General features: G+C 45.2%; 25 protein-coding genes and 1 riboswitch. Of the genes, 8 read left to right on the top strand and 17 right to left on the bottom strand.

Annotated features, from left to right (window positions below; all coding sequences use genetic code 11):
* Nucleotides 1-60: 60 nt before the first annotated feature.
* Together mtnK and mtnA are read left to right on the top strand one after the other, a co-directional pair.
* The gene (mtnK, locus tag MY7_RS05670; RefSeq protein ID WP_007610947.1) at nt 61-1,245 is read left to right on the top strand and encodes an S-methyl-5-thioribose kinase; all 1,185 of its coding nucleotides are present in this window, start codon (nt 61-63) and stop codon (nt 1,243-1,245) included.
* 6 nt (nt 1,246-1,251) lie between these two features.
* On the top strand, nt 1,252-2,313 hold the full coding sequence (gene mtnA, locus MY7_RS05665) for an S-methyl-5-thioribose-1-phosphate isomerase (protein ID WP_007610944.1): 1,062 nt from the start codon (nt 1,252-1,254) through the stop codon (nt 2,311-2,313).
* 241 nt (nt 2,314-2,554) lie between these two features.
* Here mtnA and MY7_RS05660 read toward each other — a convergent pair whose 3' ends face one another.
* Entirely contained in the window at nt 2,555-3,052 is a 498-nt protein-coding gene (locus tag MY7_RS05660; RefSeq protein ID WP_007610941.1) for a methylated-DNA--[protein]-cysteine S-methyltransferase, read from the bottom strand.
* Nucleotides 3,049-5,268 carry a PAS domain-containing sensor histidine kinase gene (locus MY7_RS05655; RefSeq protein ID WP_007610939.1) on the bottom strand — a complete coding sequence of 740 codons (2,220 nt, stop codon included), beginning with the start codon at nt 5,266-5,268 and terminating at the stop codon, nt 3,049-3,051. The genes MY7_RS05660 and MY7_RS05655 overlap by 4 nt, the downstream gene beginning before the upstream one ends.
* 255 nt (nt 5,269-5,523) lie before the next feature.
* Here MY7_RS05655 and MY7_RS05650 point away from each other — a divergent pair, with 255 nt between their 5' ends.
* Complete coding sequence (locus tag MY7_RS05650; RefSeq protein ID WP_007610938.1) at nt 5,524-6,546, top strand: acyltransferase family protein; 1,023 nt, start codon at nt 5,524-5,526, stop codon at nt 6,544-6,546.
* A gap of 41 nt (nt 6,547-6,587) precedes the next feature.
* On the opposite strand, the gene MY7_RS19530 is transcribed toward MY7_RS05650, so the two are convergent.
* From MY7_RS19530 to htpX, 4 genes are all read right to left on the bottom strand, one after another.
* A complete protein-coding gene (locus MY7_RS19530) occupies nt 6,588-6,758 on the bottom strand; it encodes a hypothetical protein (protein WP_007610936.1) in 171 nt (56 codons plus the stop codon).
* A gap of 1 nt (nt 6,759) precedes the next feature.
* The gene (locus tag MY7_RS05645; protein ID WP_032864618.1) at nt 6,760-7,434 is read right to left on the bottom strand and encodes a DUF421 domain-containing protein; all 675 of its coding nucleotides are present in this window, start codon (nt 7,432-7,434) and stop codon (nt 6,760-6,762) included.
* Between the two features lie 94 nt (nt 7,435-7,528).
* Nucleotides 7,529-8,881 carry a TrkH family potassium uptake protein gene (locus tag MY7_RS05640; RefSeq protein WP_007610933.1) on the bottom strand — a complete coding sequence of 451 codons (1,353 nt, stop codon included), beginning with the start codon at nt 8,879-8,881 and terminating at the stop codon, nt 7,529-7,531.
* Nucleotides 8,882-9,039: 158 nt separating this feature from the next.
* Entirely contained in the window at nt 9,040-9,933 is an 894-nt protein-coding gene (htpX, locus tag MY7_RS05635) for a protease HtpX (protein WP_007610932.1), read from the bottom strand.
* A 147-nt stretch (nt 9,934-10,080) separates the two neighbouring features.
* Here htpX and MY7_RS05630 point away from each other — a divergent pair, with 147 nt between their 5' ends.
* Together MY7_RS05630 and MY7_RS05625 are read left to right on the top strand one after the other, a co-directional pair.
* Nucleotides 10,081-10,782 (top strand): DUF1836 domain-containing protein, encoded by a 702-nt coding sequence (locus MY7_RS05630; protein WP_007610930.1) that lies wholly within the window; start codon nt 10,081-10,083, stop codon nt 10,780-10,782.
* A gap of 135 nt (nt 10,783-10,917) precedes the next feature.
* Nucleotides 10,918-11,112: an alpha/beta-type small acid-soluble spore protein gene (locus MY7_RS05625; protein WP_029325876.1), complete on the top strand. Its 195-nt coding sequence runs from the start codon at nt 10,918-10,920 to the stop codon at nt 11,110-11,112.
* Nucleotides 11,113-11,118: 6 nt separating this feature from the next.
* Here the strand turns inward: MY7_RS05625 and MY7_RS05620 are convergent, their stop codons facing one another.
* The 4 genes from MY7_RS05620 to MY7_RS05605 form a co-directional block, all read right to left on the bottom strand.
* Nucleotides 11,119-12,288, bottom strand: coding sequence for an anti-sigma-I factor RsgI family protein (locus tag MY7_RS05620; protein ID WP_007610924.1), 1,170 nt, complete (start codon nt 12,286-12,288; stop codon nt 11,119-11,121).
* On the bottom strand, nt 12,285-13,040 hold the full coding sequence (gene sigI, locus MY7_RS05615) for an RNA polymerase sigma factor SigI (protein WP_003154719.1): 756 nt from the start codon (nt 13,038-13,040) through the stop codon (nt 12,285-12,287). Before sigI ends, MY7_RS05620 begins: the two co-directional genes overlap by 4 nt.
* A gap of 276 nt (nt 13,041-13,316) precedes the next feature.
* Nucleotides 13,317-14,099: a TerC family protein gene (locus tag MY7_RS05610; RefSeq protein ID WP_029325875.1), complete on the bottom strand. Its 783-nt coding sequence runs from the start codon at nt 14,097-14,099 to the stop codon at nt 13,317-13,319.
* A gap of 245 nt (nt 14,100-14,344) precedes the next feature.
* Complete coding sequence (locus tag MY7_RS05605) at nt 14,345-14,980, bottom strand: DedA family protein (protein WP_394852439.1); 636 nt, start codon at nt 14,978-14,980, stop codon at nt 14,345-14,347.
* 513 nt (nt 14,981-15,493) lie between these two features.
* Here MY7_RS05605 and ku point away from each other — a divergent pair.
* Both ku and MY7_RS05590 read left to right on the top strand, forming a co-directional pair.
* Nucleotides 15,494-16,375 (top strand): non-homologous end joining protein Ku, encoded by an 882-nt coding sequence (gene ku, locus MY7_RS05595; protein ID WP_007610913.1) that lies wholly within the window; start codon nt 15,494-15,496, stop codon nt 16,373-16,375.
* Nucleotides 16,376-16,377: 2 nt separating this feature from the next.
* Nucleotides 16,378-18,213, top strand: coding sequence for a DNA ligase D (locus tag MY7_RS05590; RefSeq protein WP_007610912.1), 1,836 nt, complete (start codon nt 16,378-16,380; stop codon nt 18,211-18,213).
* Between the two features lie 9 nt (nt 18,214-18,222).
* Here MY7_RS05590 and MY7_RS05585 read toward each other — a convergent pair whose 3' ends face one another.
* The 4 genes from MY7_RS05585 to MY7_RS19525 form a co-directional block, all read right to left on the bottom strand.
* Nucleotides 18,223-18,777 (bottom strand): YkoP family protein, encoded by a 555-nt coding sequence (locus MY7_RS05585; RefSeq protein WP_007407215.1) that lies wholly within the window; start codon nt 18,775-18,777, stop codon nt 18,223-18,225.
* A 179-nt stretch (nt 18,778-18,956) separates the two neighbouring features.
* Nucleotides 18,957-19,421: a MarR family winged helix-turn-helix transcriptional regulator gene (locus MY7_RS05580; protein ID WP_007610911.1), complete on the bottom strand. Its 465-nt coding sequence runs from the start codon at nt 19,419-19,421 to the stop codon at nt 18,957-18,959.
* A gap of 142 nt (nt 19,422-19,563) precedes the next feature.
* On the bottom strand, nt 19,564-19,746 hold the full coding sequence (locus tag MY7_RS05575) for a Fur-regulated basic protein FbpA (RefSeq protein WP_003154731.1): 183 nt from the start codon (nt 19,744-19,746) through the stop codon (nt 19,564-19,566).
* A gap of 88 nt (nt 19,747-19,834) precedes the next feature.
* Nucleotides 19,835-19,990 (bottom strand): hypothetical protein, encoded by a 156-nt coding sequence (locus MY7_RS19525; protein ID WP_003154733.1) that lies wholly within the window; start codon nt 19,988-19,990, stop codon nt 19,835-19,837.
* Between the two features lie 193 nt (nt 19,991-20,183).
* On the opposite strand from MY7_RS19525, the gene tnrA reads away from it, so the two are divergent.
* Nucleotides 20,184-20,516, top strand: coding sequence for a MerR family transcriptional regulator TnrA (tnrA, locus tag MY7_RS05570; protein WP_003154734.1), 333 nt, complete (start codon nt 20,184-20,186; stop codon nt 20,514-20,516).
* 35 nt (nt 20,517-20,551) lie between these two features.
* Here the strand turns inward: tnrA and mgtE are convergent, their stop codons facing one another.
* The 3 genes from mgtE to MY7_RS05560 form a co-directional block, all read right to left on the bottom strand.
* Nucleotides 20,552-21,907, bottom strand: coding sequence for a magnesium transporter (mgtE, locus tag MY7_RS05565; protein WP_007407216.1), 1,356 nt, complete (start codon nt 21,905-21,907; stop codon nt 20,552-20,554).
* A 234-nt stretch (nt 21,908-22,141) separates the two neighbouring features.
* Nucleotides 22,142-22,307: riboswitch (M-box (ykoK) riboswitch) on the bottom strand.
* Nucleotides 22,308-22,413: 106 nt separating this feature from the next.
* Nucleotides 22,414-22,551 (bottom strand): transcriptional regulator SplA domain-containing protein, encoded by a 138-nt coding sequence (locus MY7_RS19520; protein ID WP_003154740.1) that lies wholly within the window; start codon nt 22,549-22,551, stop codon nt 22,414-22,416.
* Nucleotides 22,552-22,638: 87 nt separating this feature from the next.
* A complete protein-coding gene (locus MY7_RS05560; RefSeq protein ID WP_007610909.1) occupies nt 22,639-23,901 on the bottom strand; it encodes a glycoside hydrolase family 18 protein in 1,263 nt (420 codons plus the stop codon).
* Between the last annotated feature and the right edge of the window lie 60 nt (nt 23,902-23,961).

Raw genomic sequence — 23,961 nt, 5'->3', positions numbered from 1 at the left:
TTTCGGGCGTATTCTCCGTCACGATCTCTTACTGCCACTACATAATTGGAGGGTAAATCCATGTCAGCAACTAAAACAAGTCTTTATGAACAATTAACAGAAAGCTCCGCCGCCGCGTTAGCCGTCAAGCTCGGCTTATTCCAAAGCAAAAGCACTCTGACATGCCGTGAAATCGGCGACGGCAATTTAAATTACGTCTTTCATGTTTACGATAAAGAAAACAAAAAAGGACTGATTATTAAACAAGCAATCCCTTACGCGAAAGTCGTCGGTGAAAGCTGGCCGCTTACCATTGACCGAGCGAGAATCGAAAGCAGCGCCCTCATCCGCCAGGGCGAACACGTGCCGCACCTCGTTCCGGCCGTTTACTATTCCGATACTGAGATGGCCGTCACGGTAATGGAAGACCTCTCCCATTTGCGGATTTCAAGAAAAGGGCTGTTGGAAGGGCAGCATTATCCGAACTTATCGGTTCATATCGGTGAATTTTTAGGGAAAACGCTTTTTTACTCATCCGATTATGCGCTTGATGCGAAAGTAAAGCAGCAGCTCGCAAAGCAGTTTACAAATCCTGAGCTTTGCAATATTACAGAAAGGCTTGTGTTTACAGAACCGTTTCTCGACCATGAGACAAACGATTTTGAAGAGGAGCTGCGCCCATACGCAGAAAAAGTTTGGAACAATTCCCGGCTGAAAGAAGGCGCTGACGAATTGAAAGCCATCTTTCTGAATTCCGCGGAAACATTGGTTCACGGCGATCTGCACACGGGAAGCATCTTCGCAGATGAACATGAAACAAAGGTGATTGATCCCGAGTTTGCTTTCTTCGGACCGATCGGGTTTGACATCGGCCAATTTATCGCCAATCTGCTCTTAAACGCCCTCAGCCGCGACGGTGACGACAGACAGCCGTTATATGACCATACTGCCGCCGTATGGGATACATTTGTGAAAACATTCAGTGAAGCATGGGAGAAAGACTGCCTGCCTTCCCGCAGACACCTGCTGGAAGACACACTGAAAAACGCGTTTGAGGAAGCGGTCGGTTTTGCGGGATGCGAATTGATCCGGCGCACGATCGGACTCGCCCATGTGGCTGACTTAGATGAAATCACTCCGTTTGACAAACGAATCGAACGGAAGAAGCTGGCGCTTGAGATCGGCGCCTATTATATCGAAAACAGAAAAGAACTGAAGCATATCACCGAGGTTCTGGACCAATTTAAGCTCCGTATAAAGGAATGATGCAGCATGACCAATGAATTTGCCATCCCCCGTTCTGTAGAATGGAAAGAAACCTACATTCGCATTTTAAATCAGCAAAAGCTTCCCGACGTCACTGAATATGCGGAACTTGAAACAAAGGAAGATGTATTCGACGCGATTGTCACGCTGAAAGTAAGGGGCGCTCCGGCCATCGGTATAACCGCGGCGTTCGGGCTCGCGCTCTCCGCCAAGTCGTTTGAAGCCCGCGACCTTTCAGATTTCCGACGTCAGTTCGCGGATGTCAAAGCGTATTTAAACAGTTCGAGGCCCACTGCCGTCAACCTTGCGTGGGCGCTTGACAGACTTACGGATTCCATCAGGGATGCGATCTCAATCAATGAAGCGAAGACAACGCTCGTCCATGAAGCCATTCAAATTCAGATTGAGGATGAAGAAACATGCCGTATGATCGGCCAAAATGCGCTGCACCTTTTTAAAAAAGGCGACCAGATCATGACCATCTGCAATGCGGGCTCGATCGCCACAAGCCGGTACGGTACGGCGCTTGCTCCCTTTTACTTAGCGAAACAAAAAGACCTCGGCCTTCATATCTACGCATGTGAAACAAGACCCGTTCTCCAAGGATCACGGCTGACGGCGTGGGAGCTGATGCAGGGCGGAATTGATGTCACGCTCATTACCGACAGCATGGCCGCCCATACAATGAAGGAAAAACATATTTCTGCAGTCATTGTCGGCGCTGACAGAATTGCAAAAAACGGTGATACGGCCAACAAAATCGGAACGTACGGCCTCGCTATTTTGGCAAACGCCTTTCAAATTCCGTTTTTTGTGGCCGCACCGCTTTCGACATTTGACTTGCAGATTGAAAACGGCGATCAGATTCCGATTGAAGAAAGAGATCCGGATGAAGTCAGACAAATCTCCGGCATACGCACCGCTCCCGAGGATGTTCCGGTCTTCAATCCGGCCTTTGACATCACACCGGGCAGCTTGATTTCCGGCATTATAACCGAGAAAGGAATTGTGACCGGTTCTTACACGGAAGAAATTGAACAATTATTCGCTGACTGCCAGCTGAGCTGAAAAACCGCTGATGATGTTGCCTCAGGCAATGTCAGCGGTTTTTTTGTCTGCACAATGTAATTACTTCATCTTTTTGGACGGCTGTAATGAGATGCATTTTAAAAAACAGCTCTGCATAACCGGCTATCCTTTGCGGGCGGCTCATTTTCATCAGGCTTCGTCCTCCTTTTTCGTCAGGCCAACTTTTTTCACTTAATAAAATGATATGTCGGACGTGAAAAAACGGAACGTGCCATACGCTTTATTTTTCTTTATAGGATATTTGTTCGATGTTCAGCAGCACCGCTTTTACATCCGTCTTCGTGCCCGCGTATCCCGTTAAGGCGCTGTTTTTGCCGATTACCCGATGGCACGGGATCAAAATGGGCAGCCGGTTTCGTTTATTGGCTTGTCCGATGGCGCGCACCGCTTTCGGTTTTCCGATCGCTTCAGCCATATCGCCGTAGCTTCGGGATTCCCCGTAAGGAATCATCGTCAGCGCGTTCCATACTCTTTCCTGAAAGGGCGTGCCTTTTTGTCTCAGAGGCAGAGAGAATTGCTTTCTTTCTCCTGAAAAATATGATGCCAGCTGCTGTTTCGCCTCCGACAGCAAAGCGGTTTCGCACGGCTTTACGCCGGGCGCGTCTTTCCGCCATTCCTCAAAATCTTCCCCGGTGAGAAACAGGCCGGTAATAAAGCTCTCTTCCTCTGTTACGATGACGGTTCCAAACGGCGCTCTCACACTTGTAAAACAGATCATTCCCCGCTCCTTCTTTCCTCGGTATTCTGCCGGACCGGAAGCGTCAAATGAAAAACGGTGCCCTTCCCTTCTTCACTTTCCACATGAATGCGTCCCTGATGCTCTTCGATGATTTTATAACTGACCATGAGGCCGAGGCCCGTTCCCCTGTCTTTTGTCGTGTAAAATGGTTCACCCAGACGTTTTAATTTGTCTTCGGAAATGCCTGTTCCTTCATCTTGAATAGAAATCAAAATGTGGTCTTGATCAGAAGACTGAATGGTCACGTAGATATTGCCGCCGCCCGGCATGACTTCAATTGCGTTTTTTAAAATATTGATAAACACCTGTTTTAATTGATTCGGTTCACAGTAAATCGGCGGGATGTTTCCGGTCAGGTTCAGATGGATCTGCACATTGACAAGATTGGCCTGGGCATTCAAAAGATCAGCCGTGTCTTTCATAATCTGCGTCACGTCTTTTTCTTCATATAATATCGCCTGAGGTTTCGCTAAAATTAAAAATTCAGTGATGATAGACTCGATGCGTTTTAATTCTGAGGTAATGACGTTAAAGTACAGAGAGTATTCGCCTTCAATGCTTCCTTGAAGAAGCTGAATGAACCCTTTCAGCGCCGTCATCGGGTTTCTGATTTCGTGGGCGATGCCCGCCGCCAGCTCCCCTACAACATGAAGAGTATCGGATTTCCGCAGCCTCTCTTCAAGCTCTTTGGCCTCTGTGACATCTTTAAAGATGGCCAGATTCATATTTTGAATGATATTTCTTTTGAAGGAGAATTCCAGTTTGCGGCTGTCGCTGCTGCTTAACAGGAAGGGGATTTCATTATCCATTCCTTCTAAATCAATCTTTCTGGCGGGAACACCCGCGTTTTCAATATCAAATAAAGAAAGAATATCCGGCACGGTGTACGCTCTCAACTCCTCATCCGGCATACCGAGTATACGGCTTGCGAGAGGATTCGCGTCAATAATGCGGAATTGGTTGTCAAATAAGACCTTGCCGTCCATTGAGCCGTTGAATACTTTTCTGAATTTCAGCTCGCTTTCCCGCAATTCTTTTTCCATCCGCTTACGATCGCTGACATTTCTTAAAATGGTTAAATGCTGACCTTCAAGTATGGTTCGTTTTGATGTGAATTCCAGCTCTTTAAATTGGCCGTTTGCCATCTGAAACAGCATCTCTTCACGGATTTCTCCGTATTTTTCATATTTTTTCTTAATCTGCTTATATTTTTTCTGCGGATCAACGATAAACGTACATAAATTCCGCTCCACCAGCTTATCCATCGGCAGTTCGAAAATGCGGCACGCCGATTCGTTTGCTTTGGCAATCTTTCCGTCATCAGACCAAATGACAATCGCGTCCATGGCGTTTTCAAAAATTTCGCGGAATCGCTCTTCGCTTTTAAAGAGTTTCAATTCCATCAACCGTTTCTCTGTTATGTCTCTCATAATAGACATGTAGAACCCGCTGATTAAGTTGGACGTAATCGTAAATTCAAACAGCTTCTCTTCGCCGGACCGAAGCTTGACAGGCAGTTCTCCTTTGGCGTTTCCTTTTCTGCGGAGGGTTTCCCAGATTTCTTTCAGATGCTTTTTGTTTTCTCCGTCGGTAAAATGGCGGAGCGACAGATGGGACAATTCATTCTGGCCGATCTCAAAGCTTTTGCAAAAAGAGAGGTTCGCATCAATAAACCCGCCGTCCTTATCAAACAGCACGATGCCGTCGACAGCCCTGTCAAACAAATCTTTAAACAGCTGCTCGTTCATGGAGAATTCGCGCTCTAATATTTTTTTAGAGGAGATATCCCTCATCACCACAAAAAAATAATCCTCCCCAATTCCGTCTCTGGCGAGGAATTCAATGTATTTCGTCGCGCCGCTGTCAAGCTTAATCGGCACCTCTTTCCACAGATGGCCTTTTTTTAAAAACTTTTTCACGGCCTTATTCAGTTCTTCCTGAGGCACGGAATATAAAAAATCCAGGACGGAGCGGTTAATGAGGCTCTCTGCCTCAATCTGCATCATCCGGGCCGCAGCCTCGTTCGCCTGGACGATTTTCATTTCCTTATGGCATATAAAAATGGCATCAAGCGTGTTATTCATAATCACGTGATACCGGTTCAAATCACTCTTCAGGCGGTCATTTTCCTCTTTCATCCGCTTCAGCTGCTCTTTCAGCGACTCTTTTGTTTGCAAATCCAGAGTTTCAGCCATTCAGTACACTCCTTCTTCAAAAACCTATCCTTCAATATTTCTACAAAATACCTCATCTTCCTTCATTCGCCCTATACATTTCAGAAAATTTCAATGATATGACAAGTTAAAGTCTTTTTCTACGATCCTTACCTCCCCATTACATCATCCTAACAATCCCTTTTGTCCTCCTTCAATTTTTTATTTTTTATTTTAAAATGAACAACAACAGGAAATAATCATGCAGTGGATGATTTTTGAAGAGAAGGTGATGCTATGACAAAATCGCGAGACAGTTACTTTGACAACGCCAAGTTTATCTTGATTTTCCTGGTGGTGTTCGGCCATATCCTCCGGTCATTTATTAACGGAAATGAGTTTATGCTCCATCTCTACAAATTCATTTATACTTTTCATATGCCGGCCTTTATCCTGGTTTCCGGCTATTTCGCAAAAAACTTTAAGCGGAAAGGTTATGTGAAGAAGCTGGCTGTGAAGCTGATTATTCCGTACCTGATTTTTCAGGGCATTTACTCGGTTTTTTACTATTTGATTCAGGATGAAAGCATGACAAGCGTCAATCCAATTGATCCGCAGTGGTCTCTCTGGTTTTTAGTCAGCTTATTCTTTTGGAATCTGCTGCTTTATCCCTTTACGAAGCTGCCGAAAATGTGGGCGCTTGGGGCGAGCTGCGGACTTGCCGTCATAATCGGGTATCTTGATTTTATCAGCAGCACGCTGAGTCTTTCACGGACGTTTGTTTTTCTTCCGATGTTTCTCGTCGGATTTTATTTAAAGAAACAGCACTTTGATTTGCTTCGGGCTAAAAGAGGCAGGCAGATTGCCGCGGGCGTACTGGGGATTGTTTTCCTCTTATGCTGGTGCATTGATTTTGATTACTCTTGGCTGTTCGGATCGGAGCCTTATTCTACATTCGGCACAGTGTCGCTGTTGAGCGGTCTGTCGCGCATCGGCTGGTATGTTTTGGCCTTTGCCGCCACTTTCAGCTTTTTGGCGCTCGTTCCGCAAAGGCGTTATTTCTTTACGAAATGGGGTACGAGAACGTTTTACGTGTATCTGCTGCATGGATTCATCATAAAAACGCTGCGGCAGATCGGGCTTGAAGATCACTTATCTGATTATCAGAATTTAGTCATGCTCTTAATTTTAACGGCCGCTCTTACGTCCATTCTCTCCAGCAATGCGGTGAAAACGGCCGCACAGCCGTTTATTGAGCTGCGGATAACCGGCTTGCTTGAAGCGGTGAAAGGAACAAGAAACGGTGCTTATTCGAAATAATGCAAAATACCTCTTAAGCGTTGCCGCCTAAGAGGTATTTTTTATTGTTTGCCGTCTTCTTTTTTCTTTGGCTTCGTCTGTTCAAGCGTTTCAATCCATTTTCCGGCGTTATAATCACCGAGCTCGCTTGCAAACTCTTCTTCAAGCAATTTAGGGTCCATCGGCTTTTTATGGTTTTGCATGTCTTTGCTGTGGCGGTTTTTTTTCGTCATGTTACTCGCCTCCTTGTTTGCCGTGTTTTGATTTGCGGTTTGCGCCTCTCAGTCCGGGATCACCGTCATATTGTGTTTTGTATGCATCTTTGTCCATGCTCTCAGTCGGTGTGTTGTTGTTGGTCAAAGCTTCATTCTTTGCTGCTTTGCGTTTCATTTGATTTCCTCCTTCTGTCAGCAAATCTGTTTTGAATTCATCAAGCATTTCTTTCAAGTCGCGCACTGTCACGTTTTTGGCCTCATCAATGAGTTCATAGCCGATCTGTCCGTTCGGCTCAAGCAGCACATATTTAAAATCTTGAATGTCTCCGAGGCCTTCCTGCCTGATCCTCATTGACAGCTGAGCTTCGGTAAAACGCATTTTTTTTAAGTTTTCCGGGATGATTTTTCCGTTTCTGACAACGGCGACGGTTTTTCCTGAAAATAAAAACTCAAAAAAGCTTGATTTGATTTCTAAATATTCCATCAGGATTAATACCGCAATAAAAATCGCCGCCGCGAAAATGGTTTCCCATAAATTATGTTCAATGAACGGCTGAATAATAATCGAGCCGATCGAAATCATGATGACTGTCTGGGTCACCGACAGCTGGCTGATTGATTTCCGTCCGGCAATCCGCAATAAAAAGGTACCGACCGCTATCATAACTACCGACTTCCAAAATACGGCAAACAATGACGTCACCTCTTTACAAGTAGAATCTCCAAAGAAACTGTTTCCACTCATCCATTTTACGGCAATAAAAAACACCGCTTTCTAAAAAGCGGTGTCAGCCGATAATCATTCTTTCCTTCGGATAGTGATAATTTGCTTCGATTTCTTTTCGGCCGATCAAATAAAGGAACGTCAAAATGCCGATCCGGCCGATAAACATGACAATCATGATCACGCATTTTCCGATGTCGCTTAAATGCGGAGTAATCCCAAGCGACAGGCCGGTCGTTCCGAATGCGGAACACACTTCAAAAAGCAGTCCGAGGAGCGTCTGATTTTTCTCCGTCACGGACAGAATCAGCGTCGATCCGAACACGAGCAGAATCGCCATCATCGTGACGACCAGCGACTTCATGACATCAGCCTGATGAAGCTCGCGTTTAAAGACCTTGACCGCTTTATTCCCCCGGGCAAAATGAAACAGGGCAAGCAGGTTAAGCGCAAATGTCGTCGTACGGATTCCGCCGCCGACCGAGCTCGGTGATGCGCCGATAAACATGAGGGCACAGATGAAAAATAATGTCGGCGCCGACAGCTGGCTGATATCAATTGTCGCAAGCCCGCCGCTTCGCGTAGCGGTTGATTGAAAGAGACATAAAAATAAAACATCATGCCAGCTTTTCCCCTTCATGACATGGCTTGCTTCAAGCGCGTAAATGCCCACGGCTCCGAACAAAACGAGCATTCCGAACGTAACGGTCGTAATTTTCGTAAACAGCGTGAATGAGTATCTGCGCTGTTTTGAAAACAAAAAGTCTTTTACTTCTACAAGCACTGGAAAACCGATCGCACCGAAAATAATCAGAAGCATCGTAATAAACTGCACGAAATAGTCATGTCTGAACGGGACGAGTGAATTTCCCGTAATATCAAAACCGCCGTTTGTCGTGGCGCTGACGCTCGCAAAGAATCCATGCAAGTACGCCTGTTCAAACGAATCATAATACGTTAAAAAATATGTTCCTAAGATGATGCCGCCTAAAAACTCGATTAATAAAATCAAAAACAGCACTTGCTTCATCAGGTTGACGATACCGGAAAACTGCGATTGATTCTGATCCACCATAATGAGCTTCCGTTCCCGCAGACCGATCCGTTTGCCCATAATGAGCCAGACGAATGTTCCGAGCGTCATGATGCCGATTCCGCCGAATTGAAGCACGAAAGCCAAAATGACAATCCCGGCCGTGCTGAATGTATCAGCCGTGTTGACGACCGTTAAACCGGTGACACTGACTGAGCTGACAGCCGTAAACAGCGCGTCTATAAACGACCAGCTGGCCCCTTGTTTGTGGGCGGCCGGCAGACTTAGCAAAATAAATGCCACCGTTACAGCAAGAAAATAATATAATGCAATCAGCTGTGCAGGCGACAAGATCTGTATGAATTTCTTCAGTTTTAATTTCATAAGATAGTTCCTTCTGCCTCTCAAATGTAGTACGTAATTATTCTAATGATATTGGGAGAATTTTTAAAGGTCTTTTTAGAAAGATTTTTCATTACCTTATGTAATTTGCCGATCTTTAAACAAAAAACCTCTGAAACGATTGTCAGAGGTTTTGTTGATTATTTTGCTTCCAGCCTGCGGATACGCTCATCGAGATCAGGGTGTGTGGAGAACAGTGACGAATGCTTTTTGCCGTTAATTTTTAACGTCTGCACCGCCGTCTGGTCCTCTTCATTCACATGTCCTGTATAAGACTTCAGCGTACGCAGGGCGTGAATCATTTTATCCTTGCCGGCAAGGTCTGCACCGCCGCGGTCAGCGTGAAATTCTCTATGACGCGAGTAGGCGAAGACGACAAGACTGCCGAGAATGGAAAAGATAATCTGAAACACGATCATCGCGATAAAGTGAACGACCGGCGCGAGGTCTTCTTTGACAAAGCGGCTTGCAAACCATGCCGCGATTCGGGAAAGGAATACGACGAACGTATTGACGATTCCCTGCAGCAGCGTCATCGTGACCATATCACCGTTTGTGATGTGTGCGACTTCATGGGCAAGAACCCCTTCCACCGCAGCATCATCCATCTGCTGCAATAAACCTGAAGAAACTGCGACAAGCGAACGGCGCTTAGAAGGCCCGGTCGCAAAAGCATTGACCTCCGGGGAATGATAAATGCCGACTTCAGGCATTTTCGTCATCCCTGCGGCACGGGACAATCTGTGCACACGGTCAACCAATTGCTGTTCTTCATAGCTGAGCGACTGTTTCTTCGGATTTAACACCCGGACGCCCATCATCGTTTTGGCCATCCATCTGGACATTCCGAGAGAAATAAAAGAACCGACAAAACCGACGACAAGACTGAACACGAGCAATGCCATCAGATCAATGCGGCCATTTTGTATATACGAGCCGACACCGGTAACGCTTGTAATAATCGTAAGCACAATTCCGATTGTCGTAATGACCAAAAGGTTCGTTAAAATAAACAGAAATATTCTTTTCGCCATAATTACCTCCGTCTTTTTTAAGATCAAAAGAACTTATTTACTTAAATTATAAATGATCTGTTTGAAAATGCAACATTTTCGACGTATGATGTTAATGTAATTCTCATTGATATTAGAAAGTAACACGTAATCAATCAGAGGTGAACCATGAACACGTTTAAACTGACCCGAACTGATATGGTCCGGCTTCTTTACGCGTTAAAAGGCCAAGGAGACGCAACCCCTCTCCAAATCTTATTGCAATCAGCGGATATGACCTTGGATGAAGCGGAAAGCCGTCTGCATATCCCTGAATTTCTTACGAGATTCGAACGAAAAAAAGAGAAAAAGGAATACGGGCTTTCAACTAACGAGATTGTCGAGCTGGGAAATCTGTGCGAGCTGACGTCTTTAAAATCAACCGCCGTCCAAAACTGGGTGAAGCGCGATATTAAAGATTTAATCGGCCACCCCTTACTCGGCAAAAAATATACAATTGAACAAGCTGTCATCCTTCTCATTGTACGTGATTTAAAATCAATTTATGACTTCGAACATATACGCGGCATATTAAAAATCGCTTTTAACACGATCACAGACAGATCAGATGACGTCATCAGCCCGATCAGCTACTATGAAAGCTGCGCCCAAGTGATTGATTATCTTCATCATAAGGCAAACCCGCCGATGAAGGAAACGAGCCTGCAGGAGCTCGTCGAAGAGCAGACGGACAAGCTCAAAGGCTGCTTTAAAGAACTCGGAAGCGGACAATGGAACGATATCAGATCCATAATCGCCGTCACGGTGCTCTCCGTTTTGACTTTCCATATTCAAGCCTCAGCCTACAAAATGATCAGCCATTTATTATAATTCATAACGCTTCTTCGCCCCGGTGTCTGCGCCGGGGTTTTTTTGCTGTACAACAATTGCCAGCATAATCAATACCGTTCCGTTTGAAACTAAAATGCGAAAACACATCTTGCCAGAGAAAAGGAGATGAAAAAGATGGCGAGCAGAAATAAACTCTTAGTTCCAGGGGCTGAGCAGGCACTTGACCAATTTAAATTCGAAGTGGCTCAAGAATTCGGCGTGAACCTTAGCTCTGATACAGCAGCACGCGCAAACGGCTCTGTAGGCGGGGAAATGACAAAACGTCTTGTACAGCAGGCTCAATCACAATTAAACGGGAAAAATCAATAATGCAGCTTATTCGCCGGGACTTCTCGGCGAATTTTGATATTTATCGGCATTCTCCTTTCCGTGCCGGTAGCCGTTCGGATTCCTTCGGTCTGACGAATCTTCATGATGCCGATAGGATTCCCAATGTTCATTGCGATCATGATTCCAGTAATGATTGTAATACTTTTGCTTATGCTCTTTGTCATTTCCGTTTTCCTGAGGATTTTGTGTTGGGGGCTGCTCTGTTTCCCCATCTTGTTCCTTCTGTGTGTTTTCCTCTGATCCGGAAGCTGCATTTTTTTCGGTTTGCTGATTGCCGTCCTGACTGTCCGGCTTCGCTTCTTCCGTACCGGGCGTTGTTTCATTGTTTCCCGGCTTCTCTGCTGCCTTTTCTTCATCAGGAGCTGTCTTTTCATCAGCCGCCGGCTTTTCTGTGTCCGGCTGCTCGCTTTGATCAGCGTCTGTTTCGGTATCTTTTTGATCTGTTTCATTGCCGTCGGTTTGCTTTTCAGGCTGTTTTTCTTCTGTTTTCTTTTCGTTTCTTCTTATGTAGCTGCCTGTTGACATCCCTTCCTGTTTTGCTTTTTCTCTTGTTTCCATATCAGATTCAAGCGATTGGACCTGGTAGGTGCCCTTATATTTTTCAGTCATGTCAGCCAGCTGTTTTTTAACGCCTTTTTTATATGTATTGTCATCTGTATTTTCATAAACCGTGGAAATTAAAATCTCTTTTGATTCCTTTACATATCCGTGCTTGCTGCAATCGGTAATAATATTACTGATGACTTCCTTAAAATCGCTGCTTTTCCAATCTCCGATGTCACTGATGACCTGTTTGGCGTCATGGTTCAGCGGTGTCAGTTCAATGACTTCATATTTGCTGTTTAAAGCCATTTCAATGCTGGGATTAATGTCAAGCGTCATATACGCGTAAGCTTTGTTATCAGAAAAAACCGGGAGCAAAATTAAAATAAACAAAATAATAGCAGTCATCGTAAACACTCCCAATTTAAAAGGGCGCAGTTTCAGAAAATCAAAAAAGCTGGCCCTTCTTCCCATACGCGTTTCGCCTTCGAACGTAATTTCCTCTCCGATTTCACAAGTGCGGTGATCATTTTTTGTTTTTAAAAATTGTCCGTCAGGGGTTAGCAACGTGACGAATTTTTTATTTTTCTCTACTATGATCCCTCTTCTCATGAGTGCAACACCCCTTTAAGATAATCTTTTAAATAAATATAATCACCGGTAATAATAATACTCATGGCGATGATATATTTTCGGTTCCGTTCGATCGTTTTTCTGCTGACCGACACGAGCTGCTCCAGCTGTTTGACAGGAAGCTGTTTTTTCTGGTGCAAAATGGACGCCAGCTCTTCATTTTCAACAAGCGTGTAGGCTACCTTAATCGCATTCTGCCTCGCATCTGTATGCTTCGGCGATTGTTCCAGCAGCTCTTTAAAAGACAGGCCGTATTCTTTCAGCTGCTTCTGAAAAAAAAGAATTTCTTCCCGGCGCTGTTCCTGTTCTATCTGTTTGCGGTATTCATCAATGGAAAGCTCCGCTTCGATAAGGCTCTGCGAAGATTCCTGGTCGTCGCCTTCCTGCACATCCATATTGATATGCTGAGCGGTTCTTGCTTCTTTTCTGATATAGTCTATCACTTTTCTTTTTATAATCAGCTCTGCAAATGCAAGCAGCGAATTACCTTTTTCAGCCGAATACTTTTCAATAGCTTCGTTAAACGCGATCAGCCCGATGCTGAATTCGTCGTCTTTTTCATCTATATATCGTTTACAAACGGATGAAACCGTCTTCGCGATAAAAGGCTTATATTGCTGTATTAAATCGTTCTGCAGATCTTTGTCGCCTTTTTGTATTTTTTCAACAGATGTTTCAAGCGTTTGCTTCTTTTTTCCCAATTTAAACAAAAGGCTAAGCACTGGTTTCACCTCAGTTCCTCCCTATAACTACTCATAATCATAGCTAATTTAGTAGGGATTCGCAAAGGAAGAAAAAGAGAAATCGATTTCATTTGTCTCAATTATGACAAGCCAATAAGACGTACTATACATGATTTCGTGCCCCCATGCAGAATTAAGGGGGTTTTCTCTGTGTTTTTTGTAACAATGCTGTTATAAAATTGTTATCATATGTCTTAAATGTAAGCGTTTCAAACAAAAAAGGGAACCTGCTTTTTAAAAAGCCAGACTCCCTTTTTGATCATTTTACGCGTGTTCTCTTTTTTCCGATGGCGCGCCAGACTCTATTTGTTTTGCTCCTGACATAAACCATCCGCAAACCGCAATGGCAGCCAGAACCGCCCAGAAAATGATTTTCCAGGCCGCCGAATGGATGACATCTGCCGGAATTATACCGAGTTCCTCATGGGCCAATGTATAAAGAGCGAGCTTCACGCCTACCCATCCGACAATCACAAATGCCGCCGTTTCAAGGCCCGGCCTGGTTTTCAGTAAGGATACGAACATTGATGCCGCAAAACGCATAATGATTAAACCGATTACGCCGCCGGCTAAAATAACGAGAAACTGACCGCCGTCCAAGCCGCCGATGGCAGGAAGCTGTGTTCCCGGGAGCGTTACGGCTAGCGCGACCGCCGCTAAAATGGAGTCAACGGCAAAAGCGATGTCCGCGAGCTCCACTTTCAAGACAGTCTGCCAAAACCCGCTTTCTTTCTGCGTTTTCTGACCGGCGTTATCTTTAAATACATACCGCTTCAGCAAATGGCTGACCGCAATGTAAAACAGATATAAAGCGCCGACGGCCTGGACCTGCCAAACATTCACCAGAAAAGAAATGGCGAACAGCGACCCGAAACGCAAAATAAATGCGCCCGCCAATCCGTAAAATAAAGCCTTCTTCCTTTGTTTTTCAGGAAGATGCTTCACCATCACAGCCATCACCAGCGCGTTATCCGCCGCCAAAATCCCTTCCAGCCCGATTAAAACGAGAAGAACCCATCCATACTCCAATAATAATGCAAAGTCCAATCCATTCCCTCCGTTTCTTTTTTCTATCATCCGAGCTTATACCGGCGGTTTTTTACGCAAAAAAGACCTTTGCCGATATAAGGCAAAGGTCTTGCTAGACATGAATGATTGGCATGCCAACAAAGCCGATGGATATGATCCATGAATTGACGACTTTGTTTCCGGAATATCCGGACGCTACTCCCCTTTGGGATTTCAAGAAATATTTGTTTATACGCTCATGATAAAGCCTGTTTCATCATTTGTCAACGCTTAACTTTTTTAACAAATTGAGAAATTTCTTCTGTTTTGGCCCGCTGTTTTCTTCTCTTTAAAAACATCCAAAGAATGAGAAGCAACACAATGAATATACCGAGCGGCAGCATATATTGATCGAGAATGGAACCGACGCTTTTCCAATTTTCCCCGAGTTTCATTCCGAGGTATACGTAAGCAAATGTAATCGGCAGCATCGCTGCATATGTATATAGAGAGAACACCCAGACATTCATCTTCGCAATGCCGCACGGTAAAGAAATCAGCGTCCTGACCCCCGGTATAAAACGGCCGCTGAACGCGACCAAACCTCCGTGCTTCTGAAAGAAATCATCTGATTTCTGCAGGGATTCGGGTTTTATCCATATATACTTTCCATATTTCAGCAAAAACGGCCGACCGCCCAGCCTGCCGATTCCATATAAGACAAGCGGACCTGAAACACCGCCGAGCGAACCGGCAAACACGGTCCCGGCAAGCGTCATATCCCCTTTTGAGACCCAATAGCCCGCAAGCGGAAGAACAATTTCCGCCGGGATGAATTCTATACTGAGCGCCAAAAAAATCCCGGCGTAAGATAAGCTTTTAAACGCCTCTATTATTGATATGATGAAATCTTCGATGATCTATCACTCCCGGCTTACGTCTATATTCCGAAACTTAAGAATGATTTTAACACAAAACCTTGAGTCTGAAATATCTTTAAGACATGCCCGTTATAAATGTGAGTCGTTTCAGATCGGTATAGCGGGAGGGAATGACAAGCGCAATACAACGTCCCGCCTGTCTCCTGATTGCTTGTCTGGCGGCGGTTATATCACTTAAGTTCTCCGGAAAAATCACCCCTCGCGATAAGCGGCGGCTGACCGCGGATTCAGTTCATATGGGAGCGGGAAATTTTCTCAGTCACTACATGGGAATGCGGGGCATTTCCCGGGGAATGATTTTCAGGGACTTCAGCGCTTTAAAGAACTTACCGATTCACTGATTGTAAATCAAGAATTCATTTCCTTTTCAGCCGACCATTTCCGCCTGAGGAAATGGAACAGCCGCTCCATGAAGCGCCGCATCACCCATAAGTTGCTACACATGGAACGGACCCGTTTATCCACAATAAAGACAAAAAGGAGTTTTTATTCATGCACACGATGTGGAAGGGTTCGATCAGTTTCGGCCTCGTCAATATCCCGGTCAAGCTCTTTGCGGCCACTGAAGATAAAGATATAAAATTCCGCAGTCTTCATAAAGAAGACCATGCGCCGATTAAATACGAAAAAATCTGCACCGGATGTGAAAAGAGTCTGGAGCCTGATGAAATCGTGAAAGGCTATGAGTATGTAAAAGGGAAATACGTCATTATGACAGACGAAGACTTGAAAGACGTAAAACAGGAACATGAAGAAAAGGCGGTTGAGATTGTTGACTTTGTCCAGCTGCAGGAAATTGATCCGATTTATTTTAACCGGTCTTATTATGTCGGACCGGGAGATAACGGCACAAAAGCCTATACACTTCTGCGGGAAGCGCTGAGGACGACGGGTAAAATCGGGATCGCCTCCATTACGATCCGCTCTAAACAGCAGCTTGCGATTCTTCGCGTGTATGACAACTGCATCGTGATGGAATCCATTCATTATCCAGATGAAGTCAGAAATGCCGGACATGTGCCGGGCGTTCCCGAGCAGACAGCCGTTAATGAAAAAGAGCTGCAGACGGCGATTACGTTAATTAATGAGCTGACAACCGAGTTTGACCCGGAACAATACGAAGACACATACCGGAAAGCCCTTCTCGCTAAAATTAACGATAAGCTCGAACATGAAGAAGCGGGCGTGACACCGGCTGCTGCCGGCCCGCGCGAAGATGTCATCGATCTTGTCAGCGCGCTTCAGGCAAGCATTGACCGGACGAAGCGGCCGGATCGCGAACAGGCTGCACCGGCGCGGACAAAAGACGCCGCGTCAGCAGGCGGCGGAGGCAAAAAGCAGAAGACGACCAGACAAAAAGCCGGAACGTCTTAATCATGGTGCTGACGATGCAGCCGATTTTGACCTCTGTACCGCCTGAAGGCAGTGAGTGGCGCTATGAGGTAAAGTATGACGGATTCCGCTGTCTTCTCCTCATAGACGAAAGCGGCGTTACATTAACCAGCAGAAACGGACAGACGCTGACGAATCAATTTCCGGAAATCACGGCTTTTGCGGCCCGGTGTTTTCAGCACATGAAAGACAGGTTCCCCATTACGCTTGACGGAGAGCTTGTCTATTTAATCAATCCGTACAGAGCGGACTTTGAGCATCTTCAAATCCGCGGACGTTTAAAACGGACGGAAGCAATTGAAAGCACCGCTGATAGACGGCCGTGCCGCTTTCTGGCGTTCGATCTCCTCGTTCTGGAAGGCGCGGGCACCGTCTCATTACCGTATGTGAAACGGAAACGCGCCCTTTCCAAACTGCTTAACGAAGCAAATCTTCCCGCCTGCCCTCATCACTTAGCGGAAGAAGCGATTCAATACATTCCGGAACACACTGACTTTGATGTGCTTTGGGACAAGGTCGTCCGCCATGACGGAGAAGGTATCGTAGCAAAAAGGGCTTCCAGCGGCTGGGCGGAAAATAAACGCTCTCCCGACTGGCAAAAGTATAAACATATGAAAACGGCACATGTGCTATTAACCGGGTTTAATCCGAAGAACGGGTATGTAACGGCCTCTGTTTTAAAAGACGGCACCGCCGTCCCGATCGCTTCCGTTTCCCACGGCATGCAGGCGGAAGAAAAAAACGCCGTCAGAACCATTATGGAGACCCACGGAAAAAAACAAAAAAGCGGCGAGTATACACTTGAGCCTTCTATCTGCATGACCGTGCAGTATTTAACCATATTGCAGGACACGCTGCGTGAAGTATCTTTTGTGTCTTTTCAGTTTGAAATGGATTGGACGGAATGCACGTATCAGCAGCTTATCCTTCACTCTAAAACGCTGCCGCCGAAGCTGCAGTTCACAAGCCTGGATAAGATTGTTTTTAAAAAACGTGAAAAAACGAAAGCAGATTTCCTTAGTTATATGGTGAAAATGAGCGATTTTCTTATGCCCTTTCTTAAAGATCGGGCCGTCACGGTGATCCGTTATCCGCACGGCGCGCCTGGCGAATCTTTTTTTCAAAAAAACAAACCGGACTACACGCCGGACTTTGTCTCAAGCGTGTTTGACGGGAGCCACGAGCACATCGTATGCAGCAGCATACCGTCACTTTTATGGCTGGCTAATCAGCTGGCGCTTGAATTTCACGTTCCGTTTCAGACAGTTCATTCTGAAAGGCCCGCAGAAATCGTCATTGATCTTGATCCTCCGTCAAGGAATGATTTTCCTATGGCAGTGGAGGCTGCGCATGTGCTGAAACAGCTGTTTGACTCATTCAGCATTACGTCATTCCCGAAGCTTTCCGGAAATAAGGGCATCCAGCTTTACATCCCGCTTTCACCGGAAGCATTCACCTATGAAGAAACCCGTGCGTTCACAATGCTCATCGCAGATTATTGCGTCAGGACGCGGCCGGATCTTTTTACGACAGAGCGGTTTATCAAAAACCGAAACGGCAGGCTCTACCTAGATTATTTGCAGCATGCCGAAGGGAAAACCATTATCGCCCCCTATTCGACCCGGGGCAACGAATTGGGAACGGTTGCGGCTCCCCTTTATTGGAGCGAAGTCAACTCCTCTTTAACACCTGATGATTATACGATCGATACAGTAGTGAACCGCGTCAGGACAGAGGGAGATCCGTTTTATGATTTTTACAGGAATCCGCAGGACGGCCCGCTTTCAATCGTGCTTGAGCAAATCAAGAGAAAGAGCTGACGCTTTTTGTCAGCTCTTTTCAGTCTGATACGTGCACATCAATTTTTCTTTGGAAATAAATAAATAGCAGGAGTAAGGAATGTTTTTGAGGGTGAGCTGTTTTGCAGTAAAGTATAAAATGGGAATATGGGCCGCTTTCTTAAACAGCCTGTAGCAGCCGCTGGACGGTTTTATCACATCAAAACCGAGTCTCGCCGCTCCTTTATGAAGCATTGTAATGCCGACGACTCCCTTAATCTCGTCTTTCCGTTTATGCTGGTTAATATAATCCGCTAAATGAGGCATGGATTGATATACCTTCTGATATAGCATAATCCCCCTTCTGACCGCGCTTTCAATAGGCTGCAGCTCTTTCAGGAGTTTGACATTATGAAGATGAATCTTAACTAATACGTCGTTTTTTTTAATTCTGGTTCCGTCGCTCAGGATGACTTCTTTTCCTTTATATCTAGTCAAACGGACGCGGAATACATTCGATTGCCGTTTATCAATCAGCGTCAGCCGGGTAAAGAAGAAATAAAGCGGATCAAGTAAGTACCATATAGACAGCAGACAGCTTCTCACATGTTCACCTTCTTTATATTCAAAGCACCCTCATATTTTGGCATGGGGCGTGTCACATTATGATTGGTAAATAATGATGCCGACCTGTATCAGCTTATGCAAAAACCGCTTCAGGCTCTACTGTCCGGAACAGAAAAAAAACACTCTTCGTGAAGAAGAGTGTCTGTATCCGCTTTCTTTTAACGGAAAAGCAAATGCTGGCTGTGAATTCCCGCTTTTTTCAGTAGGGCTATCAGCTGTTCCTGTTCCTCAGGCATAAGTCCTGAAAACGCTCTCGCAATTCTCAATGAATGAATCGGATAAATTTTATCCAAATACTCGTTTCCTTTATCAGTTAAATGGGCGTAAACAGACCGTTTGTCCTTCGGGTCTTGTTCTCTGACCAAAAACCCGTTTCTTTCAAGCTTGTCGATGACATAGGTGACATTCCCGCTGACAAGCAAAAGGCGCGACCCGATTTGCTGAAGCTTTTGCGGTCCTCTCGTATAGAGCAGCTCCAAAACGGCAAATTCAGTCGGATTAAAACCGTGTTCTTTACTGTCTCGGATGCTGTGTTCAGACACACTCTTGAAAGCCCTTGCAAAAACTTTGTACAAATTCATCGAACGCATCACTTCTTCTTCGTTAAATGATAATCTCATCATATCTACCCCGTATTTAAGATTTTTATAAAAAAATAATGTAAACCCTTACAATTCATAAGAGTCGTTCTTTGTTTTATATTCTATTCGTGCCGTTTTTCAGAATTCCTTCTTTTTTATATAAAAAAATACCCTTATACATCATTTAATTTGTATAAGGGTTCCGTTCTTTATAGGGAATGTTCCGAAAAAAATACGCGTATTCCTTTCTCAGCTCCGTAATTGTCATGGAATTGAGTATTTCTTTCGTATAGACTCCGATCTGCAGAAGCTTTTTGGAATAATGGTTTCTCTCTTTGTCCAATGCATTTTGAAGCAAACGACTCATGGCGGCCTCCTTTGTTTTCCGTTATTCTATGATCAGAATAACGCTTTTATATCAAAGACGTATAAAGCCATTGTAAAACTTCTGTAGATTATGATGTTTTTCGGTAAAGTCCGTTCTGGACGGCTCTGAGCAGCGGAAAAGCGTGTTCCCCGGCAAGCTGCATGAACGCCTCCAGCATTTCATCGCGTTTCATATCTAATTCAATGATTTCTTTTGCCAGCGAAACCGCTTTTTCTTTCTCCATTCCTATCCTTCCTCCTCATTGTGTCTGTACAGTAAGCATAAAACGGGGCAAAGGACCATGCATTAACCTTGTCAATTTTTCTGCCGCTTTTTTTCTAAAATTTTCTATTCCGTGTCAGAAAACCTGACAAGCGTCAGGTTTTTTCTCTTTTTTTCTTATATAATATGAGTAAAAGACATCCAGGGGTGGAAAAATGACGACAGACGAACAATCTTACAAAGATAAAAAAGTAATCTCGATCGGCATTGTAAGCGAATTAACCGGATTGTCAGTCAGACAGATCAGATACTATGAAGAACGGAAATTAATCTACCCGCAGCGTTCATCACGGGGAACGAGAAAGTATTCCTTCGCGGACGTTGAGCGGCTGATGGATATTGCCAACAAGCGGGAAGACGGCGTGCAGACGGCTGAGATTTTAAAAGACATGCGAAAAAAAGAACAGGCTCTCAAAAACGACCCGCAGCTCCGCAAAAAAATGCTGGAAGGACAGCTTAATGCTCATTTTAAGTATAAAAACCGCTGATCAAAAAAGTCCGCCTCCTGTGAGACGGACTTTTTTTATAAAGCATGAAGAAATGCAGTTGCAATGCCGAAATAAATTAATAAGGACAAAATATCGTTCAGCGTCGTAATCAGCGGTCCTGATGCAATCGCCGGGTCAATGTTCAGTTTATGAAGAATAATAGGGACGATCGTTCCGGCCATCGTACCGATAATCAACGTTGCAAGCAGCGATGAACCGACGACAAAACCGAGCGTTAAGTCTTTCTGCCAGACGGTTGCGACAATCGTAATCGCGATCGCACAGACGATGCCGATATAGATACCGGTTCTTAGTTCACGGAAAATCAGTTTAAAGATGGTTTTTTTATTCATTTCTTCTTTAGCCAGTCCTCTGATGACGACGGCGAGTGACTGTGTGCCTGTATTACCCGTCGTTCCCGCGATCATCGGCATGAAAAACGCGAGGGCGACTACTTTTTGCAATGTATCTTCAAAATAATTCAGAATGCTTCCGGAAATCAATCCGATAAACAAAAGCAGAATGAGCCACGGCAAACGGCGGTACGCCGCAACGTACGCTTTCGTATCAAATGTAATCGCCTTACCGGAGGCTGCGAATTTTTCGTAATCTTCATCGGCTTCTTTAATCACGACGTCAATAATATCATCGACAGTGACAATACCGACAAGCACATGATTTTCTTCTACGATGGGAATGGCTAAAAAGTCATACCGCTGGATCAGGCGGGCGACCTCTTCCTGGTCTTGGAGCACCCCGGCCGAGATGACACGCGTAAACATGAGATCCTGCACTTTATCGTCAGGCTCGCCGAGAATTAAATCTCTGTATGAGAGCACTCCGACAAGCTGCTTGCTGTCATTAATCACGTACAAATAATTTATTGATTCTGCGATTTCTGCAAAGCTTTTCAGCTTCACGACCGCATCTTTTACTGTATAATGCTGCGGAATCCAGACGAAGCGGTTCGTCATCATCCGGCCCGCCGACTCTTGCGGATAGTTCATCAAAAGCTGTACGGCCTTTGATTCCTCAGCCTCCATGCTGGATAAAAGCTGTTCTTTCAGTTCTTCATCCATCTCTTCCAGCAATGCGGCGAGATCGTCGTTATCCATTTTATTCATTGCGAGAGTGGCTTTCGTTTTACCGACTTTATGCAAAACGGCAAGCTGAAATTCCCGCTCCAGCTCTCCGATCATATCGGTGATGTCATCAACCGTCATATATGACAGATAGCGGGCCCGGTGCTTTTCCGGCATTTCTTTAAACAAAAATGCCATGTCATAGGGCTGAAGCTCATCTATCATGTTTCGGAATTCTTTTATTTTTCCGTCCCGCAATAAAATGATAATGCGTAATATGAGTTCGTCATAGGTCATGTTTTGGACCATCGGGACTCGTACCTCCTTTACGGAGACGCGCCGTCCGTCAAGGGAAGTGCGGCGGTTTGTCTCCTCATCATGTCGTCACTGGTTATCTGGCTGTATATGGGTACTTCTTCTGACATACTCGAATGGGGAGAATCCATACTCCGCACCTCCTTATCATGCTCAGTCGTGTACGTTTTGAGGCATAAAAAAAACCTTCTGATATGAAGGCGAAAACAAGCACGGCAAATAAACGTGCGGGGCCTTCAATCGTAGAGCTTTAGCACTGTATGGCATAGGACAGCCATCCAGCTGCGTTAAGAATCACCTTATGTCGATGATTCCTGTTGACCCATTGGCGTCTTTGGACATTTTTGGGCAGCAGCGTATCTCCATACAGGAGCCTCACCTAACGAAGTTCTTATTTGAATTGACACACTGAGATTACAGAAAAAAAAGGAATGTGTCAACCTTAAATTTGTGATTTCAGCACATGCCTATAAAATAAACGGAATAAAGGCATAAAGCCCTTATTCCGGCAAATCGCTTTCATCCTCTTCTGAAAGGAAATGATAGGATTCATGCAGCATGAGGGCGTACTCCCCTTCTTTTGTCGGATGCGGTACATACTCAGCCTCGTTGATATACTGCTCTTCCCTTTTCTTCATATGACAGACCTCCTGTTCAATTTTAGATTGTCCAAAAGAAGACCCGTTATCATAGGAAAAAAATCACTTGCGGAGCGGGACATGCAGCTATATTTTTCGGATCGTGAAAAAGTTCCTAAGCAGCCACGGGCCCGGTTTGAAACCGAGCGTTAATTGCCACGCGCCGATCGCCTGCAGTCCGAACTCCCGAACGAGAACCATTTTTTCACTCATGCTTCGCACATCCTCAAACCACACTTCATGCGTTCTTCCATTTTCATCAGTATACCGGAAGTAAGGGGAACGCTCCTGCTGGGAATAACGGATCACTGATTGATGCTTCATGGCCGTTTCCATGGCGCGCTGATTGGAGATGGCGGATCCGATCGTTCCCGGACGGTACGGAATCACCCAATCATACCCGTACAGCGGAACACCGAGAATCACTTTTCTTCTCGGCACCCTGCTGATGGCAAAATTGATCGTTTGCCTGACCTCTGTCAAAGGCGCCACGGGTCCCGGCTCACTGCCGGCGTGGTGCCAGTCGTACGCCATAATGAACATATAATCGACGACAGCTCCGATTCCGCCGTAATCATATCCCCTCAGCCACGGCACTGCATCACTTGTTTTCGCCGGAACCGATATCGTTAACGCGAGGTGATGCTCTGAAAGCCGGGTTTTTAACTGCCGGAGAAATCCTGTGAAGAGGTCCCTGTCAGCTTCTCTGACCCTTTCAAAATCGATATTTACACCGCCGTATCCCTTTCTTACGGTTAAGGAGACGATATTGTTGACGAGATTCGTTCTTGCCGTCGGATTTTGCAGCACTTGATGGGCTAATTCCGGACTGAATCCCCCTTCTGTCAGATTCGTAATGACGGCAAGCGGGCGCACTCTGTTCTGCCATGTGGTTTCTATTGCGGTTCTGTCGTTTAAATCGTTAATGATATCTCCATTCGGGCCAAAATGATATTCAAACAAAGAAATCGCCGAAGAATACGGCGCAAAATCATTAATTAACTCTCTATCCGCTTCAGGCGTCCGAATGACATAAAATTGCAGGGTTCCCGCAAGATAGTTAGAGATATCAGGGATCTTCACTTTCATACCCGCCCGCAGCCGGTTCGGCGGAATATCCGGATTTGCCTGCATCAGCTGCATCTGCGGCACATAAGCCTTACCCGCGATAACGGCATACGTATCATTCGGCTGAACCGTATATTCATTAAGAGGGATTAAAAGCGCCTGCCCCGGAACGATATTCGTTTCCTCAAGCCCGTTGACGCTTCTGATGCTGTCTACAGGGTATCCGTACTTTCTGCTGATGGAAAATAACGAGTCGCCAGACTGCACTGTATGAACAAACATAGATGTCCTCCGTTTCCTTTTGATCAAAAGGGCTCTTCTTATCTTTATGAATGATCTTCC

Source organism: Bacillus sp. 5B6 (genome assembly GCF_000259405.1).
GTDB lineage: Bacteria > Bacillota > Bacilli > Bacillales > Bacillaceae > Bacillus > Bacillus velezensis.
This window is presented reverse-complemented; position numbering and strand designations above follow the sequence as displayed.